This window comes from Flavobacterium sp. CECT 9288 (assembly GCF_918731615.1).
In the GTDB taxonomy this organism is placed as follows: domain Bacteria; phylum Bacteroidota; class Bacteroidia; order Flavobacteriales; family Flavobacteriaceae; genus Flavobacterium.
In genome coordinates this window covers 589,346-609,199 of record NZ_OU957226.1, presented here as the reverse complement: position 1 = coordinate 609,199, position 19,854 = coordinate 589,346, and the positions used below count along the sequence as shown (strand labels likewise).

The following is a 19,854-nucleotide window of genomic DNA, read 5'->3' as shown; positions in this document are numbered from 1 at the left end:
CGAAATTAACATTGAATGATGGCAAAATATATTGGCATCCCAAAGGTGATATTAAAAGGAAATGTTACCGCTAGCGCCATAGGCAAAAAGATTCCAGGATTTGCTTTAGGAACAGCAATTTTCATAGCCGCTGGAACAGCAATATAAGAGGCACTTGCCGCTAAGACAGAAAAAATGAAACGGTTCCCGATATCCTCTGTTACAAAGTGACTTAGATAGGCAACAACACTTCCATTGATTAGTGGTATCACAACAGCAAAGGCAAAACTGAACCAGCCACTTTTAAAGAAATCACCCAATTTACGGCCACTCACAATTCCCATATCTAATAAAAATAAGGCCAGAAAACCCTTAAAAATATCAGTAGTAAAAGGTTTTATTCCCAATGCTTGTTGATCACTAGCTAGCAAACCAATGACTAAACTTCCTAAAATTAAAAGTACACTACCGTTAGTAAAAGAGTGAATAACAATGTTTGATAATTTTGTTTTAAGTACATTCTCTTTGCTAAACAATCTAATTAATATTACCCCAACAATAATAGCTGGAGCTTCCATCAAAGCCATTACGGCTACCATGTGACCACTGAAAGTGAAATTCTGCAATTCTAAAAACGAAACTGCTGTTACAAAAGTTACTGCACTTACAGATCCATAAGTGGCAGCAATGGCTCCTGCGTTTTCAATGCTATATTTTTTCTTTAAAATAAAAAAAGAATACAAGGGTATTATCAGAGCAATTGATATACCAAAAAATATAGACCATACTATATCAAGTGTAAAATGGCTGTGTGCTAGCTCTTGACCGCCTTTAAATCCAATGGCAAATAAAAGGTATAAAGAAATAAACTTAGAACTTCCCTCAGGGATTTGCAAATCACTTTTGACTAAAACAGCAATAATTCCTAAAACAAAAAAGAGTAATGCTGGATTTGTTAAATTATCTATTAATAAATTTAAATTCATGAGTTAGTTTTTTGACAATTGCATGAATGTCATACAATTCAATTAATATAATTGTTTGTTAGTGTTATAAAAATTACTTTTTGGTAGCTCGTTGTAATCTGTCGTTAATGGCTTTACCAAGTCCGCTATCTGGGAAACGCTCTGCTAGAATAACATCTAGATTTTTTTCATCCAATATATGCAGTGCAGCATATAATCCTGAAGCTGCCTCTAACATTGAACCCGAAATTGACAAAACTTCTTGGGCACAAATTGATGGGTCTTGAATCTCTTGTTTAAAAGTCAAGACTCCCACTCTTTGATTTGCAAATTTGGCAACATCCTCACTTATCGTATCTGTAAGGTACGTGGTAGTATTTGGTGCGTAATGACGTGACAACATTCCTGGAGCAGGCGGTGCTTTTTCGTCATGCGCTATTGTTTTAAGTGGACCAATGATGACTTCTAAGTCCTCTATTGCTAGTGATCCCAAACGATACAGAACGGGTTCACCATCTTGAAACCCTATAATTGTAGATTCAATTCCTCTTTCACAACTACCACCGTCTAAAATCATAGGTAATTTATTTTCAAAATAATGCGCAACATGAACCGCTTGAGTAGGACTTATAGATCCAAAAGGATTTGCGCTGGGTGCTGCCAATGGAAAATCCAGTTGCTCTAAAAGTGATAAAGTAACCTTATGATTAGGAACCCTTATCGCTACTGTATCTTTACCGGCAGTAACCGAATCTGGAACTTGAGGTTGCTTTTTTAGTACCATCGTTAGAGGTCCAGGCCAAAAAGCATTTGCTAGTAGCATCGCTTTTTCGGGAATTTCTCTAGCTATAGATGGTAAACTTTCAATAGATTTTATATGAACAATAAGCGGATTGAAAGAAGGTCTTTCTTTTATACTGAAAATAGATGCTATTGCTTTTGGACTAAAAATATTTCCTGCTAATCCGTACACCGTTTCAGTAGGAATGGCTATCACTTCATCTTGATTTAATAACGCAACAGCTTTTTGAATGGAATTGTTAATTATACTCATAATTTAGGGGTTACAGTAATCACAAAAAGTAGGATCTTCGGTCATTTTTTGATACGGAAAATTAATTTCGTGTGTGTATTGGCATTTTTTACAACAATATATGTGGCTTAAGGTAGACCGAGTAGGATTTGCACACCAAGAACATGGCAAACCTGGTTTAGCGCTGGTCACCACAAATCCAGGAGTCATGCATTCAGGACATAATGATTGAATAGACTGCAAAAGTTTATGAGCAGCTTTTTCAATAACATGCATTCGAGTGGGATTGAAATGCGCACGCATATCCGTTTCAGCATACACAGTTCCGTGTACCTCCATGATATGGTTGTAATATTTTTTTAAATTTTCTTCATTGGTTATTCCCTTAATGACTGCTTTATCATTAGTTGCACTACTTCGCAAAATAATTGCATGCGATGGAAAATGAACTTTTTGAGCAAACATTTTCAATGCCTCATAACTCGTAATGGTCTCTGCGTAAAAATTAGTATCTAAACTAAGTTCTCTAACAATGATTTCTAGATCATTTTTTTTATCGATTAAAATGAGGAATTCTTCATCTGCTTGCGCAAAAAACAAAGACGGATGAGGACCAAAAGATCCTTCACTGGCAAGACCTAAATCACAATCAAAGGCATCCATTGCTGCTAGACATTTTTCCCGAACAGTTGCCACAGCCGATTCCTTTCGCTTAATTTCTCCAGAAAATGTACCAAAAACATCCGTATCAAAATTTGAAGGTACAAAACACGTAACCCCTATTCCGTTTTCAAGAATAGGTGCTATTACCTTTTCTTTTTGATGTTTTGTGGCAATTAATAACGATCTGCCATTAAACATTTTTGTCTTCATTGGATCTTGGTCGCATTTCAATTTGGATTACACCGTTAATACGTAATTCCATATTTTTCGCATCGGCTTCTTTAATCAATTCTTTAATATAATCTGATGCTTCTTGTAATGTTTCTCTCCTTCTTTTAGAATGCAAATGATCTTGGTTAAACCTAATTTCATTACTAAATTGTTCTAAATTATGGTAATTGATTTTACTATTAATCAATGAAAACAATACTTTCCCGGCTTCTGTAGGTTCAAACTGCCCTTCCACTAATTTAAATTGATACTCTTTTTTCATGATTATTTTAAATTATTTTGTTTTGATAAAATGTAAACGCTGTACACGATTCCTAAACCTAAAATCAAAGTAAAAAGTAAATTTTGAGGTGAAACGAGGTTCAATACAAAACCTGTTAGTAACCAGAGCGCTGCAACAAGTAGACTTCCGTTAATTTTAAATTTAGTTCTCATACAAACACATTTATTTAGTGCTGCAAATGTATCATGGTTATATTATAAATTTTTATTTATATTTATAATGATATCTATAAAAAAATTTAATACTTAGCATTTGGAGCGTTCATAAAACCCCATAAGAAATTGATTCTCGGCCAAGAATAAATTATTTTAGAAAATAGGAATAGAAAAAAATTAAAATAAGAGTGTAAAAAAAATCAATAAAAAGGTGAAGAAACTTTAAAATAAGCAACAAAAAAAGAGCCCAAATAGAAATTATGGTTGCATTTTATTTAGAAAAATTAATCGTGTCCTGACAATTACAAAGAAGTATAAGACACAAAATAAAAACAGCCTTATTGATTATAGGCGTTTAAATAAGCAATAGCATCAAACTGAATAGAGCAAATTGCTTCATTAACCGAGACACGATTAGCTTCATAAAAGGACAAAATTCCTTTTTGCTGTAATCTCAAAATTTGCTGCTTTGCTTTTTTTCTGAACTGTAGCAGTTCATTTTCTATGGTAACCAGTTTTTCTTTCGAAATTTTCAAAGTACCATTTGCATGATTGGTCATGTTATAAATATCAGCTAATTCCATATCTTCAACCTGCTGAATCAACACCTTGAGATGAAAAGGATTCTCAACTAAGGGTAGTATGATTCTAATGGATCTGATCATTCGTTTGATAACCGTAGGATCTTCCTTGCCCCACTGAAAGATTTGATCATAACAAAAATCTACAAACTCTTCAAAGTTGAATTCATTTACTTGGATATGCTCGGATTTTAGTGATTTAGCATCCGTTGATGGAAATTCTTTGATGGCTAATTCTTTGGCAATTTCTCCTATTTGGTCTATACAATTGAGACAAGTAGTAGGATCATTTACGGCTGGAGAAATGGCTTTTATGGCAATATCAACGAGTTTACGAACGCCAAAATTAATATCTTGAGTGTGGCTTCTAAATTGTTCTACCTGAAAAGCATCTTTTACAATGGAGCCAACTTGATTTTGCAATTCTTGAACTTGTGCAGGAGTCAGATCTTGGTCAAAAACCAATGTCAACAATGTAGTGGTTCCCTTCATTATAAACTCTCCAACAATGGGTTTTTGGTACGCATTTTCGAAACAAAATCCTACTTCAGATCGTAAAATGTATGCTGTAACTTTCTTTAATTTAACATAATTAACGCTATCTAAATACCCTGAGTCAAATGGACTCACAACAGATACTTTGAATTTATCTGGATGAATTTCTGCTCTTTTATATGATACGTTTTTGCCTAAACTCCAATTCTCTTGGTACAAAATATTGATCTCTTCAATCATGTCTACTTTTATCCTATTTGTAATACTAGAGACATTCATATTGATACTTAAATACGTAATCATGTTAGGATAAGACCATGATAAACCATAAAAAGCAAATAATGTACCTACAGCAAGTGTTGCTAAAAACGGTCTTTCGGGCGAAAAAACAGAAGCTAATTGCGGTAAGACACACAACGAAATGCTACCTACAAAGAGCCCAATAAACTTTTGCATTTTAAAATCGTTAATTAAAAAATGCCTTAAAATACGGGGCGAAAACTGTGAGGAAGCCAACTGCATTACAACAAAAATAACCGAAAAAGTTGTGAGCGATATCCCTATAAGAATTGAAATTAAAACATTAGTCACAGAGAGCAACCTTGTGTACGTATCTACAATTGCAATTGAAAAAATGGATTCTAAATGCAACGTATATTCCAATATCATAATTGCAGATCCCAATACTACAGCATATAAAACACTTAAAAAAGTCCCTAAATCCTTAAGCTGATGTATGAAAATATTTTTTAACCTGTATTTCAATGTTTGTGGCATATCCCTATATTAAGAAAGTAAATTTAATATAAATGCAAATACAAATCCTAATGGCTTTGAATTTTTGTAATTTTACAAAACAACTATTGCTGATTTCTATCAAAAAATAATTGACCATTAACTTAGCTGCTCTACATTTTTATTTAAAACAATATCAAATGATTTTACAAATAGAAACACCTGCACTCCTTTTTGGTGCCACTTCATTAATATTACTAGCTTACACAAACCGTTTCTTAACCATTGCAACTATTGTTCGTGGATTAAAGAAAACTTATAAAGAAAAAGAAAACAACTTGATTTTACTGGAAATAAGAAACCTAAACTTGCGCCTCACTTTAATTAGAAATATGCAAATGGCGGGAGTATTAAGTCTTTTTTTGAGTGTATTTGCTATGTTACTTTTATTTTTACAACAACAAGCAGCTGGTATTTACCTATTTGGCCTTAGCTTGCTAGGTTTACTAATTTCCTTGGCTTTATCGTTTTGGGAAATTTGTATTTCGGTCAATGCTTTGCGCCTGCATTTAAGTGATTTAGTTCAAAAAGAAACGCTATAAAAAAAGCTGTACGATCATGTACAGCTTTTTAGGAAATCATTTATTGGTTGATTAAACTACCTTCTTCTTTTTTCTCGTTGTTTAATAAACTTGGGTTTTCTTTTGCCAATTTGTTTTTGGTTGGGATTTTGTAGTTCAAACTAAAACCAAATCTCTGAGTATCCTGCTTACTACGTATAAGTAACGGCGTTTCAAAGGCATTGAATGCATTTCTATTAGTATCCAAAATATCATCTGCAAAAAGCGTTACCGTTAACTGATCTTTTAAGAATTTTCTTGAAAATGTAAGATCTAATGAGTTTCTAAGTGGCTCAACGGCTACAAAGTAAAATATATTTCCTCTTGGAATAAAATAAGTATAATTGGCAACAAATTTTACTTTTTTAGGCAATACTATCTGAGACATAAAGTTAAACATCCAAAAACCGTTTGTTTCTACTTTTGGAATTTGATGGTATTGGTAACCTGCATACACATATAAAAAATTCATCGTATCAGGGTTTACATTCATTTTCATGGTTTCGGCCAGACCTTTTGTAAATAACATATATGGAATAGGCATTCCTACATTAAAATTGTGAATTTTAACCTCAGGAATATTTTCATTTGTATTGACTACACGATTATTGGTTAACAAAACCCTATTGATCACTTGGTTGTTTGCCACACTCATGTTGTAGCTTATAAACGCGTAATCAAACGCACTTAATTTAACTTCATAATTATCAAAAATAGCTGGCCGCAAGTTAGGGTTACCAGAATATTCAACATTAGGGTTTTGATAATTGGTGTTATTTGGGTTCAATGCCGATGTGCTTGGCAAGGTGATTTTTTTGTTGTAGTTCATATTAAAATTAATGGCATTACTAAAATTGTACTGCGCACTTGCATTAGGAAAAAATCTAAACTGATCAAATTCTACTAGTTTAGCAACATCTGTATTTCCTGATATGTTGTAATCTTCGGCTCGACCGCCAAGAATAAAATTAAACTTGTCAAATTTTGTTTGAAACTCTACATAAGTTGATGTCGTTTTTCGCTTATAATCTAAATTGGTTACGCCTCTATTAGAAGCATCAAACATCAGTTCTTCGTACAACGCACCAACATTTAGCTTACCTTCATCAGAGAATTTAATAGGTTGTGAAAAATCTACTTTTGCATTCAATACCTCTTGTTGTGAAGCATTGTCTAATAACGGGGTGGTTGAACCTGCTGGTTCTAATTGAAATTCATTAGAATTGCGGTTATAATTGAATCTAAACTCTAGTTTTTTTGCCGCATTGTCAAACTTTTTTTGATAGGTAACTACCGCGTCATGACGAAAACCACCGCTCATTGAAGCATCATCAGTTGTGAACCCTGGACCATTTGAAAGCGTTTGACTGTTATTATTGTTGTGCGAAAGATCATAATTAAGCAGTAATCTATCTTTTCCAATATCAAAAGTAAGCGCTGATTTTATAAAACTATTTCTCCCCACACGATCAGCTTCTGTTGCTGTTAATAAAGCGCTACCACCGTTTTCCTCATTTTTTAAGGAAGTCCATAAAGCATTTTCTCTATAATTTTGCCCCAGATTTAATTGCCATCCAAAATATTTATTTTTGGCACTCAACAGCACACTATTGTTCACTCTCCAGCGCACATCATCATAACTGGTTACACTAGTACTATTAGTGTAAGTAGCACTTAAATAATTTTTGGCGTTTTTATTGGTAATTATATTAAGGATTGCACCTCCCGAAGTTGCCGGAAACTCGGCACCTGGCTGTGTTATAATTTCAATTTTTTCAATAGCATTTGCTGGCATTCCCTCTAGAAAAGCATTGAGTTCATTAGTAGAAATATTAAGTGGTCTACCGTCCATAAACACATCCAGTTGCTTGCCTTGAAACATCATTCCAGCAATATCAGATGCTATTAAACCTGGCAATTTCTTAATTCCCTCTAGCACAGAACCTGTATTTAAGCTAGGTTGATCCGAGAAGTTAAAAATGGTTCGGTCTGCTTTTTGCTCCACTGCTTTTTTAGTTTTCACAATGGTTACTTCTTTCAACTCTGTAGTTTTTTCAGTTTCGGTTTCAGGAGTTTTCTCCGGAGTAGTTTGAGCCATACTGCCAGTTATACAAATCAAACTCAACAAAATAATAAAATGTACTTTTTTCATGTTTTTTATATCAGATACCCCATAAGACTTCTTTATAAAAGAAATGTTACAAAACTGACAATATAATTTTTCTTAGAAATAGAATAATCCATTAAGAATAAACCTTTTTTAGAACAACGAGTCCTACTATAAATAACTCTTTATGAACACACAAACACTCTGGTCCTTACGACTTGGTTTTTCGTCAAAGCAAGCTGAAAAACTACAAAATATGGGAATTAATTCATTTCTAGAGGCTTCGTTTGCAACGTTACATGATCATAAAGTTCCTGATTTTATGGTTGACAGCCCCAAATCTATCGCCGAATTACAACAATATAGAAAAAAACTCAAAGAGTATAGTCCTGAACAAATAAAAGAATTACGTAAAAAGGAAGCACAAACTGCACTCGAATTGAAGAGTTGGTGGATTGATAAAATGCAAAACGAAACCTATCCGCTACGCGAAAAAATGACCTGTTTTTGGCACAATCATTTTGTGTCATCACTACAAAAAGTAAAGGTCAATTATTGGGTTTTTCAACACAATCAAATTCTTAGAGAAAATGCATTTGGAAATTTTAAAACCTTAACAAAAAAAATAATTCAAAGCAATGCTATGGTACGCTATCTTGACAATGTAGACAATAGAAAAGGCAAAATAAATGAAAATTTAAGTCGGGAATTACTAGAATTGTTTACTCTAGGTATTGGGAATTATACTGAAACAGACATAAAAGGTGGCGCTAAAGGACTTGCAGGACTTAGTCTTGGCGAAGACCAAGCAGTATACCGAACCTTTTTTGAAGATGATGAAGCTTTTAACTATCTAGGTAAAAAAGGAAGTTTTAAAATTGATGCTATGATAGACCTTATTTTTGAACAACCACAAGTTCCTTATTTAGTGACTCGGAAAATTTTAAAATGGTTTATTTATGACATCCCAAATGAAGAATTAGTTACGTATTATGGAGACTATTTCAGAAAAAAGAATTTTGAAATAAAGCCTTTACTTTTAAAAATTTTCACCGAAGAGTATCCTAAAAAAACAGCGGGCTCCAAAATAAAAAACCCACTAGAATACAGCCTCCAAATAATTCACGAACTTGGAATCAAAACTACTAATACAAAAATGATTGCACTTTTTTGTAAGCAACAAGGAATGGATTTGATGGACCAACCCAATGTAAAAGGATGGGATGGTGGAAATTCATGGTTAACATCCCAAGTGTATTTGCAACGCAATAACGTAGCAGATTTACTTTGTAACGGAAAAAATTTAAACCGAAATTTTAATGGTGAAATGAAGGAAAATAAAAATGCAAATAAAATCGTGAATCTTCAATTAAAATGGAATAAAACGGATACCAATAAAACGATCATCAATGCATTTGAAAACCAATTGTTATTCCAAATTGACGACGTCATGAAGGCCGATTTTGAAAAAATATTGAAATATGATTTTGATGGTTCAATTGAAGGCTCACAATTTGCAGTGCTGCGATTGGTAAATTTCATGATAAAAACCCCAGAATTTCAACTTATCTAAAGCTAGCATTATGAACCGAAGAAACTTTTTAAACTTAACAGGTACTCTTACTGCAGGAACTCTGCTTTTACCAGATTTTTTATATTCTTTTGGGAAACAAAAAAGTATAATTACTGGAGAGCAATGTGTAGTTTTTATTCAACTCAACGGCGGAAATGATGGCTTAAACACCTTTATTCCGTATCAGGATATGATGTATTATGACTTTCGTCCAAAAATTGCAATTTCAAAAAATGAAGTTCTCCATTCAGCACAAGGAATGGGTTTTCACCCTGCTTTAAAAAACTTTGCACAAATGCAACAAAGTGGTGACTTAGCTGTAATCCAAAATGTTGGCTACCCAAATCCTGTAAAATCTCATTTTAGAAGTCAGGAAATTTGGCAAACAGCTCCTACAAATCAAGAGTTTTTAAATGACGGTTGGCTAGGGCGTTTCCTAGATTTACAATGTAAGGATCACCAGCCTACAGCAGGGATAAACATTGATACTATTGACAACTTAGCGCTCAAAGGTGACGAACCTAATTCGATCACGTTAAAAGATCCAAACCGATTTCTTGTTGGAAACAAAATAGAAGTCAACTCAAAACTAGCAACAAATCCGCAATTAGACTTTGTTAGAAAAATAGCAAACTCAGTAGTTGAAGGTGCTGACGAGATACAAAATGCTCTAAAAAAAGGTGCACCCGCCGAAGTGGTATACCCCAAAACAGGTTTGTCCAAAAATCTAGAATGGATGGCGCGCTTGATTAAAGGAAATCTAAACTCCAAAGTGTATTATACCTCACTGAATGGTTTTGACACGCATGATAACCAAATTATAATTCACAACAACAAACTTACAGAACTGAATGATGCGGTATTTAGTTTTTACCAAGACTTAAAGAAAGCGGAGTTGTTAGAGAACGTTACTATAGTAGTTTTTTCTGAATTTGGCCGACGCGTCAAGGACAATGGTAAAGGAACAGATCATGGAACTGCTGCGCCTCTATTTATCATTGGCGGAAGCAATAAAGGAAAAATAATCGGTAATAATCCTAATTTACAAGACTTAGATGGCGGAGATTTAAAACATGAAATCGATTTTAGGAGTGTATATGCTTCACTATTACAACAAAAAATGGAGTTTGATCCTGTTAAAATTGGAATTCGAAACCCCGAATTAAAAGGTCTTTTTTAAAAACGCTGTAAATCACTTTAAAAAACTATCTTTGCCCGCTTTTAAAAATTGAACAAAAATGATAAAAAATAGTATTTTAAAGGGAGTATTCCTTGTGGGACTTGGCGCTACTAGCTACGGAATGTTGGCTACATTTGTAAAAATTGCTTACGGTGAAGGCTTTACAACTCCAGAGGTAACCATTGCTCAATTCACTTATGGGATTTTAGGAATGCTACTAATAAATGCTTTTCAAAAATCAAAAAAAGGGTCTGAGGTTGTAAAAGCATCTACAAAAAACATTACCCAATTAATGCTGGCCGGTACCTCCCTAGGCATGACCAGTGTATTTTATTATTTAGCTGTAAAATACATACCAGTATCAATTGCTATTGTACTACTGATGCAAACCGTATGGATGGGAGTTATATTTGAAATGATTTTAGAAAAAAAAGCACCATCAACTCAAAAAATAATATCGGTTTTAATAGTTCTTGCAGGAACCGCCTTGGCTACAAATTTAATTGAAAGTTCGGTAAACCTAGACTGGCGTGGTATCGTTTTAGGCCTCTTGGCAGCCACTTCCTTCACCACAACCATGTTTACTGCAAATAGAGTAGCTACTCAAATTTCTTCAGCGCAACGCAGTCTTTATATGCTGCTTGGCGGAGCGGTAATCGTGATTGGTTTTGCAATAGCTACACAAACTGGCCCCTTTAATTTTGATATTTTTCTTAAATGGGGAATTGTACTAGCGCTTTTTGGCACTATAATTCCACCTTTATTATTCAATGCTGGTTTCCCACTTACAGGTATTGGATTAGGCAGTATTGTATCAGCATTAGAACTACCTGTCTCTGTATTAATGGCCTATTTCTTGTTGAGTGAGTCAGTAAATACCCTGCAATGGTTTGGAATTATTCTGATTATAATTGCAATTGTGATTATGAATATCAACTTCAAAAAGACTTTGTAAAGACTATTTGATTCTAAAGAGCTTTATTTGAGGTTTTTTTTCTAAATTCGTTCTAAATACTTTTACTATGAATTTACCTTGGCATTTGTACGGAATGGCTTTTATATATTTTATTGCAGGAATAAACCATTTTAGGAATCCTAGATTATACTTAAAAATTATTCCTCCCTATTTCCCAAACCCAAAAGCCCTTAATGCGATAAGTGGCGTTGCCGAGATTATTCTTGGTATAGCATTATGCATACCACAACTTTCAAACGCAGCTGCATGGGGTGTAATTGCGTTGTTAATTGCCATTTTTCCTACTCATATTTACATGTATTTTGATCCTAAAGCTAGCATGGGATTACCAAAATGGGTATTGTTCCTAAGATTACCTTTGCAGTTTGCATTGATTTTTTGGGCATATCAATATACGTAATAGTATGACATCTTTGTTTGAAAACCAGGAACAACCGGTACAATTTCAAGTTCCAGATGCTGACATCTCCTACTACCCATCCTTTTTTGATTTGGCTACAGCCAATGAAATCTTCCACAGCCTGGTTCAAGATATCCCTTGGCAACAAGATGACATTCGCGTTTTCGGAAAAGTTCACCCGCAACCACGTTTGACTGCACTTTATGGAAATGAAGGAAAGCCCTACTCCTATTCAAATATTACCATGCTGCCACACCCTTGGAATCCGCTATTGCAAAAACTAAAAAAACATGTGGAGGCGGCCGCTGATACTATTTTTACAACCGTTCTTTTAAATCAATATCGAGATGGAAAAGACAGTAACGGCTGGCATGCTGATAACGAAAAAGAACTGGGAATCAATCCTACAATTGCCTCATTGAGTTTTGGGGCTACACGTAATTTCCAAATGAAGCACAATCATTTAAAGGATCAAAAACTAAACCTTTTACTAGAAAACGGGAGTTTACTGATAATGAAAGGAAGTACACAACATTTCTGGAAACATCAAATTCCAAAAACAGCAAAACCTGTAGACCCCAGAATAAACCTTACTTTTAGGGTAATTGTGTAAATATAATTCTCTGATTTACACATTGATTTTCTTTTTAATTTCAAGAGCTTTTGACATATTTTACCTTTCATTAATCAATAAAATCACATATACTAATCTCATGTTTCTAAATAGGGTCCTCGCGACAGAATAGTACTAAATAGCAAACATCAAAAAATACTTTAAAAAAAATTCAGGCAACAATAAAAAAAATGATGTTTTGATGAAATCCAATTGATTTTTTTCTTAATATTGGTAACAAATTAGAGATTTACATTATTAACCATTTACAACTTATTTGAATTAATTTTCACGTGATGAAAAAGAGTAACCGAAAAGAATTAAACTGGGAGCAAACAGAAAAACTTGTTACAATGGCTTTAGAAGAAAAAAATCCTTTTGAAATCATTAAAAAAGAATTTGGCTTAGCAGAAAAAGAGATTCTCGAAATCATGAAAAAGAAAATGCCTGCTGAAAAATTCGAAATGTGGAAAAAGAAAGCTGTCGCAAATAAACCAAAACCAAAACCTTTGAAAATTGATGATTTCGACGAAGATTTGGATGGTAAATATTATATAAAAAACAAACTAGATTAATTTTTAAACTCCTTCTTAGGAGTTTTTTTGTTTGCTTACAATTCAAAAATAGAAACATGGTAACAGTTACAACAATCAACAAAACCATTTCATTCGAAATCATGAGTTGTCACAAAATTTGGTCGTTACAAAATAAACTAAATATCCCTAAAGATAAAATAATTAAGGTGTATCAAGACGAATCATAATTTCCATTTCGGAAAGGTATCAGAATACCCAGAACAGAAATCCCAGGATTGCTTGCAACAGGTACTTTTTACAAAAACGGAAGAATTTTTCGGGATGCATCCAATAAAAAAAATACCATCGTAATTACCCTTCGAGAGTACTATTACAAAAAACTCATCATTGAAGTGCAAAATCCACAGTTGGCACTACAAAAACTAAACAATCTTAAAATGAAATGTATCTACATCCTACTTTTTTCAGCATTATGGTCCTGCTGCTTTGCTCAAAATAAGAATTTCACAACCTCTGTTATTGACGTCAATCCTTTGATAAAAGGAACTTTATACACACCTAATGAAATTTCAAAAAGTAAAACTCTAGTTATTATTATTGCCGGGTCTGGTCCAACAGATAGAGACGGCAACCAAAGAAATCTAGTCAATAATTCCTTGAAATTTTTATGCGAAGGTGTTGCTTCAAATGCCATCCACGCGTTCAGTTATGACAAAAGGATGTTTGCCATGGCACAGGCAGGAAAAGTTGATGAAGCTTCGCTGTCGTTTAACGACTTTATTACAGATGCCAACGATGTGGTTCAGTTTTTTAAAAATGAAAAAAAATACAAAAAAATAGTAATAATAGGTCACAGTGAAGGCGCATTAATCGGGTTAGTTGCTGCAAGTCAAAACACAGACGCTTACATTTCAATAGCTGGTGCAGGACGCGGGATTGATGCTGTTATTCTAGACCAAATTGCACTACAAGCACCATTTTTAAAAGATGAAGTGCAACAAAATTTAGAAATCCTAAAAACAGGCAAAACATTTGAACTCAAAAACCAAATGCTAGCTTCCATCTTTAGATCTAGCGTTCAACCTTACATGATTTCGTGGTTAAAATACCAACCACAAGAGGAAATCAAAAAATTACAAATACCAATATTAATCATCAACGGCACCAAAGATTTACAAGTAAGCGTAGCAGACGCACAACTGCTTCAGCAAGCTAAACCAACTGCTAAACTCGTAATCATAAACAATATGAATCATGTATTTAAAGACATTTCAGGTGATGATTCAGCAAACAAAGCTTCCTATAATAATCCTGAATTACCCAACTCATCTCAACTGCTGGATGAAATAATTTCTTTTATTAAAAATTTAAATATGTAACAAATACAGCTGTAAGCCGACTTACTTTAAAATAAAATCTATTCCATGAAAAAAATACTATATTCCTTAGCAGTTGTATCAATGCTGTGGAGTTGTAAAACAACAAGCACAACAGCAACGTCTTCTGTAAAAGAAGAAGTTAATGTAACAATTGACATTAACAATGTAAAAGAGGACAAGGTGTTAGTAACTGTTGTTGCTCCAAAAATAAAAACAAACGAAATCACATACAGTGTCCCAAAAATAATTCCGGGAACGTACTCCATAGATGATTACGGAAAATACATAGAAGATTTCAAGGTATTTGATAGCAAAGGCGGTCAACTTACCGTTACCAAAACGGATGACAATACTTGGAAAATTCAAAACGCAACTACATTAAGTAAAATAACATACCTTGTTAATGATACTTTTGATACTGAAAAAGGTGGTGGTTTTGGTAAAAATGATGTTTTCTCTCCAGCAGGAACAAATATTGATGCAGATAAAAATTTCATGCTTAACATGCACGGATTTGTAGGGTATTTTGAAAATAAAAAAGACATATCATATACGGTATCAGTATCACATCCTGAATCTTTGTGGGGTGCTACATCCATGAAAGATCTTGACAACAGCACTACAAATGACGTATTTAATACCCCTAGATACTCAGAACTTGTAGAAAACCCAATCATGTATGCAAAACCTGACTATACTACATTTACTGTTGATGGGATGGAAATATTAATCAGTGTTTTTTCTCCAAATGGAAAAGTAACTGCCGAAAGCATTACTCCGGACATGAAAACCATGATGATTGCTCAAAAAACATTTTTAGGAAAAATAAATGCTACAAAAAAATACACTGTATTGCTGTATTTATCAAGCATGACTCCTACAGATGCAAAAGGCTTTGGCGCCCTAGAACATCCTACGGCAACCACCGTAGTACTGCCAGAGACCATGCCTAAGGCTGAGCTCGTAAAGGCAATGAAAGATGTAGTTTCTCATGAATTTTTTCACATTGTAACTCCGTTAACAATTCACTCTAAAGAAATTCACTATTTTGATTTTAACACCCCAAAAATGTCTGAACATTTATGGATGTATGAAGGAATTACAGAATATTTTGCAAATCTTTTCCAAATCAATCAAGGGTTGATTACTGAGGAAGAATTTTACACGCGAATGGCTGAAAAAATTGAAAATTCAAAAAAACTAAATGACACCATGCCTTTTACAACCATGAGTGCCAATGTTTTGATGGAGCCTTACAAAGCACAATACCTAAACGTATATGAAAAAGGAGCGCTTATAGGAATGTGTTTGGATATCATCATAAGAGAAAAAAGTAATGGCGAAAGAGGTATTCTAGATTTAATGCAGAAATTATCTGTAGAATATGGCGTTTCAAAACCATTTAATGACAAAGAACTTTTTGACAAAATAACTTCATTTACGTATCCTGAAGTGGGGGATTTCTTAAAGACTTATGTGGCAGGCCCTACTCCTATTCCTTATGAATCATTTCTTGCAAAAGTAGGTGTTGTAAAAACATCTGAAAAAGTTCCTGCAAATGTATTCCTTAAAGGTCAAGTTCCATACATTACCGTAGATCAAAGCACCAAAGAGATAAGTGTTATCCCAAATATTGAACTCAATGTTTTTTATAACACATTAGGTCTTGTGGGAGGTGATACCATTCTTGCAATAAATGACAAAGCTTACTCGCTTACTAATATTTATGAAATGATAACCGACAGCCAAAAATGGAAAGAGGATGATGCTGTTGCTGTAAAAATTAAACGTAACGGTGTAGAACAAGTTATCAAAGGAAAAGTAAAATTACCTTACGAAGACAAAGAAGAACTGAAAGCTACTGATGTTTCAAAAAATGCACTAAAACAAACGTGGTTAAAAGGCTAATAATTTTAACTCCATAAACAGAATCCTAATTTAGAAATAAATTAGGATTTTTTTTGTAAAATAAAAAAAACACAACAGCATTTCAACAATTTTCTTTATTTTGCGCCCCAATAACAATAAAAACAAAACTGCTGTAAACACTTATAAACAGCACTATTTAATCACAATATCAATATGAAAAAAACAATATTTGCTCTTGTTACACTTGCATTATTTTCCTCTTGTAGCAAAGAAGATCAAAAAGGTAATCTACACATCATAGGTAACATCAAAGGTTTAAAGAAAGGAACTCTATACTTACAAAGAATAGTAGATACAACACTGGTTCCATTAGACACCATAAATATTGATGGAAATGCTTCATTCGAGAGTCATATTAACCTAGAATCACCAGAGATGCTGTATTTATTCCTTGATAGAGGTGTAAGTAATTCATTAGACAACAACCTTTCCTTTTTTGCGGAACCTGGCAACATGACTATTGATACCAGTTTAGACAATTATTTAATGGATGCCAAAGTTACAGGGTCAAAAAACAATGAGGTATTTGAAGAATACAAATTAATAAAAACTCGTTTTAATGAAGAAAACTTGGAGTTAATCCAAAAGAAATTCAGAGCAATTAAAACCCAAAACAACAAAAAAATAGACAGTTTAAGTGCTAAGCAAGATTCAAATCTAAAAAGAAGGTATTTATTTGCTACAAATTTTGCTTTAAATAATAGAGATTATGAAGTTGCTCCTTACATTGCCTTATCTGAAATATACGATATCAACTTAAAATATTTAGATACTATTCAAAAATCAATGTCACCTAAAGTTGCTCAATCTCTTTATGGAAAAAAGTTAACAAAATATGTAAGTTCGTTGAAAAAACAACAATAAACACAATCTTGATTAAAACATTTTAAACTGCCCAAAAATATATTTTTTGGGCAGTTTTTTTTATGACTTTCCAGAAATGTGTTTTAAAAAAGCTGAATTAAAAACACTTAAAGCAAAAGTTCTTTAAAAAAGTGATGTCTTTTATTCAAAGATACAGCTACAGTCTTTTATCTAAAGTTAATGTACTGCGTTTAATTATAATTCACTCATAAAATACAAGCAAGCCACAATAATATAAAAGATCACTTAAAAAGACTAGAATAGCCTCGTAAACACCATTCCTATAATAAGTAGTACGTATAATGAAAAAACTACTAAGGTCATGACTCCAATATATTTATAATGTGATTTCAAATACTCAAATGAAAGGGTTAAAGCAGCCGTGTCATTATTTTTTATAGCCACTTTAGCATTTGAAGCAAACTTATTCAGGTAATAGATCGGAAAAAAATAAAGTGCTCCTATCAAAATATAAACGAATGCTACCCCTAAACCCATGGACGATTCTAAAAACCCCATTGAACTACTAGTACTTCCCACAAAAGCAAACGTTATTCCTATAATTAGAGCAATCAGGACAATAAATCCTACGCCTATAAATCCTAGAATAGACAAATAATTAGCCCATTTGGCCGTTTCAGCTAATAAATCTTTGGCAGTTGTAGTAATTTGTAAATCGAAATTTTCAACGGTAGTTTGTTCTTCCATAATTAATAGATGTTAGTGTTAGTTTTCAAATATAACAATAACAATCAATTTAAAAGAATATTATGTAAGTAATTATAGCCAATAAAAAAAACCACCTAATAAAAATTAGGTGGTTTACAAAAGAGCCGGCGGAGGGACTCGAACCCACGACCTGCTGATTACAAATCAGCTGCTCTAGCCAACTGAGCTACGCTGGCGACTCATTACGGGTGCAAATATAATACTGTTTTTTAATTAAACAAATATTTTATTTAAAGAAATTTAAAAAATATTTCATCTATCTGCACTAGAGCTATTTATTAATATTCCAAAAAAAAACCACCTAAAAGGTGGTTTTACAATGAGCCGGCGGAGGGACTCGAACCCACGACCTGCTGATTACAAATCAGCTGCTCTAGCCAACTGAGCTACGCTGGCGTCTCATTTCGAGTGCAAATATAGAGATGAATTTGACTTATCCAAAATAATTTTGCACTTTTTTGTCAATTAATTTGACTACAATTCGTTGATTTTAGTAATCAATTGATTTGCAGTTTGTTCTAATTCTACATTGATTTGCTTGAAATGTGCTTTTTTATTTTCAACATTTTTAGCATTTACTTTAGTGATCAAAACATCAAAAGCTGCAATAGCCTCATCGATTAAATTATTAGTTTCTGTAGTAGGTTTTCCTGTTGTAGAAATTTCATATAAGTAAACTGCTTCAATAATATCACCTAAAACGTAATTGATGTCTTTCTTTAAATTTTTAACGTTTGCCATTTTTATTCTTTTAAAATTTGATTTTTAATTTGCGTTTGCAAAAGTACATATAATCTTTCTATTACTGACTATTAAATGTAAATTTCTAAAATAGAAGCTTTTCCACTTAACACATAAGTACTTATCTGCGCAGGAATCAGTAGTGTATCCCCTTTTTTATATTGATATACTTTTTCGTTTAACTTTAAACTAAAATTGCCATCAACACACATATACACCGTAAAAGACTCATTAGTTTTATTCATTAAAACCTCACCATCAAGTGGTAAAAAATTGGTAGTAAAATAAGGACAATGAACTACTTCATTAGAAACGTTAACCGCTTTCAAATAGTGTCTTTGGGTATCGACTGTATTGTAATTAATGGCATCCAAAGCTAAATCAACATGCAGTTCTCTCGTATTCCCATTAGCATCTACTCTATCAAAATCATAAATGCGATATGTTATATCAGATGTTTGTTGAATTTCTGCAACAACCATTCCAGCTCCTATAGCATGTACAGTCCCAGTTTCTAAAAAGAATACATCTCCTGCAGCTACTTTTTTCTGATCTAAAATTGACAATAAACTTTTCTCTTTCAAGCAAGAGACATATTCCGCTGCATTCGATTTATTTTTGAAACCAACAATAATTTCGGCATCGGCATCTGCTTGCATGATATACCACATCTCTGTTTTTCCAAATGATTTATGCCTAGCTTTCGCCAATGCGTCATTAGGATGAACCTGAATGGACAAATCCTCTCGAGCATCTAAATATTTAAAAAGGAGCGGGAATTGGCATCCAAATTTTCTGTAGACGTTTGTTCCTAATATTTCTTCAGGGAATTCCTCAAGTAATGAGGTTAATGATTTTCCTTTCCAATCACCATTTGCCACCACACTTATATCACCTGCAACTGCTGATAGTTCCCAACTTTCACCTGTTATAGCAGATGTAATAGATTTCCCCAAAACTTTTTTTAGTTTTTCACCACCCCAAATTCTTTCTTTTAGAATGGGCTCAAATTGTAATGGATAAAATTTCATGTGAAATGGTTTTAATTGAAATTAAAATTTGATACTAAAAATAGATTTATAAATTG

At 33.2% G+C, this 19,854-nt stretch carries 21 protein-coding genes and 2 tRNA genes; 11 read left to right on the top strand and 12 right to left on the bottom strand.

Translation table 11 applies throughout. The annotated features are described in order from the left end of the window. Window positions 1–5 precede the first annotated feature (5 nt). From LQ189_RS02790 to LQ189_RS02765, 6 genes are all read right to left on the bottom strand, one after another. Window positions 6–965, bottom strand: coding sequence for a sodium-dependent bicarbonate transport family permease (locus LQ189_RS02790; protein WP_230154155.1), 960 nt, complete (start codon window positions 963–965; stop codon window positions 6–8). Between the two features lie 73 nt (window positions 966–1,038). Further along, on the bottom strand, window positions 1,039–1,998 hold the full coding sequence (locus LQ189_RS02785) for an L-threonylcarbamoyladenylate synthase (RefSeq protein WP_230154154.1): 960 nt from the start codon (window positions 1,996–1,998) through the stop codon (window positions 1,039–1,041). A gap of 3 nt (window positions 1,999–2,001) precedes the next feature. Continuing rightward, on the bottom strand, window positions 2,002–2,850 hold the full coding sequence (locus tag LQ189_RS02780; protein ID WP_230154153.1) for a DUF6671 family protein: 849 nt from the start codon (window positions 2,848–2,850) through the stop codon (window positions 2,002–2,004). Beyond that, on the bottom strand, window positions 2,831–3,133 hold the full coding sequence (locus LQ189_RS02775) for a hypothetical protein (RefSeq protein WP_086454653.1): 303 nt from the start codon (window positions 3,131–3,133) through the stop codon (window positions 2,831–2,833). The genes LQ189_RS02780 and LQ189_RS02775 overlap by 20 nt, the downstream gene beginning before the upstream one ends. 2 nt (window positions 3,134–3,135) lie before the next feature. Then, window positions 3,136–3,306, bottom strand: coding sequence for a hypothetical protein (locus tag LQ189_RS02770; protein ID WP_176330737.1), 171 nt, complete (start codon window positions 3,304–3,306; stop codon window positions 3,136–3,138). Window positions 3,307–3,647: 341 nt separating this feature from the next. After that, window positions 3,648–5,162 (bottom strand): DUF2254 family protein, encoded by a 1,515-nt coding sequence (locus LQ189_RS02765; protein WP_230154152.1) that lies wholly within the window; start codon window positions 5,160–5,162, stop codon window positions 3,648–3,650. 158 nt (window positions 5,163–5,320) lie between these two features. On the opposite strand from LQ189_RS02765, the gene LQ189_RS02760 reads away from it, so the two are divergent. Next, window positions 5,321–5,722: a DUF2721 domain-containing protein gene (locus LQ189_RS02760; protein WP_230154151.1), complete on the top strand. Its 402-nt coding sequence runs from the start codon at window positions 5,321–5,323 to the stop codon at window positions 5,720–5,722. Window positions 5,723–5,762: 40 nt separating this feature from the next. Here LQ189_RS02760 and LQ189_RS02755 read toward each other — a convergent pair whose 3' ends face one another. Then, a complete protein-coding gene (locus tag LQ189_RS02755; protein ID WP_230154150.1) occupies window positions 5,763–7,892 on the bottom strand; it encodes an outer membrane beta-barrel protein in 2,130 nt (709 codons plus the stop codon). A 142-nt stretch (window positions 7,893–8,034) separates the two neighbouring features. Here LQ189_RS02755 and LQ189_RS02750 point away from each other — a divergent pair, with 142 nt between their 5' ends. The 10 genes from LQ189_RS02750 to LQ189_RS02710 all read left to right on the top strand — a co-directional run bounded on the left by LQ189_RS02750 (window position 8,035) and on the right by LQ189_RS02710 (window position 17,297). Then, window positions 8,035–9,420: a DUF1800 domain-containing protein gene (locus LQ189_RS02750; RefSeq protein ID WP_230154149.1), complete on the top strand. Its 1,386-nt coding sequence runs from the start codon at window positions 8,035–8,037 to the stop codon at window positions 9,418–9,420. 10 nt (window positions 9,421–9,430) lie between these two features. Continuing rightward, a complete protein-coding gene (locus LQ189_RS02745) occupies window positions 9,431–10,600 on the top strand; it encodes a DUF1501 domain-containing protein (protein ID WP_230154148.1) in 1,170 nt (389 codons plus the stop codon). 58 nt (window positions 10,601–10,658) lie between these two features. Beyond that, the gene (locus LQ189_RS02740; protein ID WP_230154147.1) at window positions 10,659–11,555 is read left to right on the top strand and encodes a DMT family transporter; all 897 of its coding nucleotides are present in this window, start codon (window positions 10,659–10,661) and stop codon (window positions 11,553–11,555) included. A gap of 67 nt (window positions 11,556–11,622) precedes the next feature. Next, window positions 11,623–11,976: a DoxX family protein gene (locus LQ189_RS02735; RefSeq protein ID WP_221916472.1), complete on the top strand. Its 354-nt coding sequence runs from the start codon at window positions 11,623–11,625 to the stop codon at window positions 11,974–11,976. Between the two features lie 4 nt (window positions 11,977–11,980). Beyond that, the gene (locus LQ189_RS02730; protein ID WP_230154146.1) at window positions 11,981–12,589 is read left to right on the top strand and encodes an alpha-ketoglutarate-dependent dioxygenase AlkB; all 609 of its coding nucleotides are present in this window, start codon (window positions 11,981–11,983) and stop codon (window positions 12,587–12,589) included. Between the two features lie 296 nt (window positions 12,590–12,885). Further along, complete coding sequence (locus LQ189_RS02725) at window positions 12,886–13,164, top strand: DUF2805 domain-containing protein (protein WP_086455130.1); 279 nt, start codon at window positions 12,886–12,888, stop codon at window positions 13,162–13,164. Window positions 13,165–13,220: 56 nt separating this feature from the next. After that, window positions 13,221–13,352, top strand: a complete 132-nt coding sequence (locus LQ189_RS16240) for a hypothetical protein (protein WP_255667784.1) — start codon at window positions 13,221–13,223, stop codon at window positions 13,350–13,352. A 48-nt stretch (window positions 13,353–13,400) separates the two neighbouring features. Continuing rightward, a complete protein-coding gene (locus LQ189_RS02720) occupies window positions 13,401–14,504 on the top strand; it encodes an alpha/beta hydrolase (protein WP_230154145.1) in 1,104 nt (367 codons plus the stop codon). Between the two features lie 45 nt (window positions 14,505–14,549). Continuing rightward, entirely contained in the window at window positions 14,550–16,412 is a 1,863-nt protein-coding gene (locus LQ189_RS02715) for a peptidase M61 (protein WP_230154144.1), read from the top strand. Between the two features lie 174 nt (window positions 16,413–16,586). After that, window positions 16,587–17,297, top strand: coding sequence for a DUF4369 domain-containing protein (locus LQ189_RS02710; RefSeq protein WP_230154143.1), 711 nt, complete (start codon window positions 16,587–16,589; stop codon window positions 17,295–17,297). A gap of 255 nt (window positions 17,298–17,552) precedes the next feature. On the opposite strand, the gene LQ189_RS02705 is transcribed toward LQ189_RS02710, so the two are convergent. The 5 genes from LQ189_RS02705 to LQ189_RS02685 all read right to left on the bottom strand — a co-directional run bounded on the left by LQ189_RS02705 (window position 17,553) and on the right by LQ189_RS02685 (window position 19,798). Then, window positions 17,553–18,005 carry a hypothetical protein gene (locus tag LQ189_RS02705; protein WP_230154142.1) on the bottom strand — a complete coding sequence of 151 codons (453 nt, stop codon included), beginning with the start codon at window positions 18,003–18,005 and terminating at the stop codon, window positions 17,553–17,555. A gap of 123 nt (window positions 18,006–18,128) precedes the next feature. Beyond that, window positions 18,129–18,202 (bottom strand) — tRNA-Thr (locus LQ189_RS02700). Window positions 18,203–18,348: 146 nt separating this feature from the next. Then, window positions 18,349–18,422: transfer RNA gene (locus LQ189_RS02695), tRNA-Thr, on the bottom strand. Between the two features lie 78 nt (window positions 18,423–18,500). Continuing rightward, window positions 18,501–18,767, bottom strand: a complete 267-nt coding sequence (locus LQ189_RS02690) for a hypothetical protein (RefSeq protein ID WP_144893109.1) — start codon at window positions 18,765–18,767, stop codon at window positions 18,501–18,503. A gap of 71 nt (window positions 18,768–18,838) precedes the next feature. After that, window positions 18,839–19,798 (bottom strand): type I phosphomannose isomerase catalytic subunit, encoded by a 960-nt coding sequence (locus tag LQ189_RS02685; RefSeq protein ID WP_230154141.1) that lies wholly within the window; start codon window positions 19,796–19,798, stop codon window positions 18,839–18,841. Window positions 19,799–19,854: the final 56 nt, after the last annotated feature.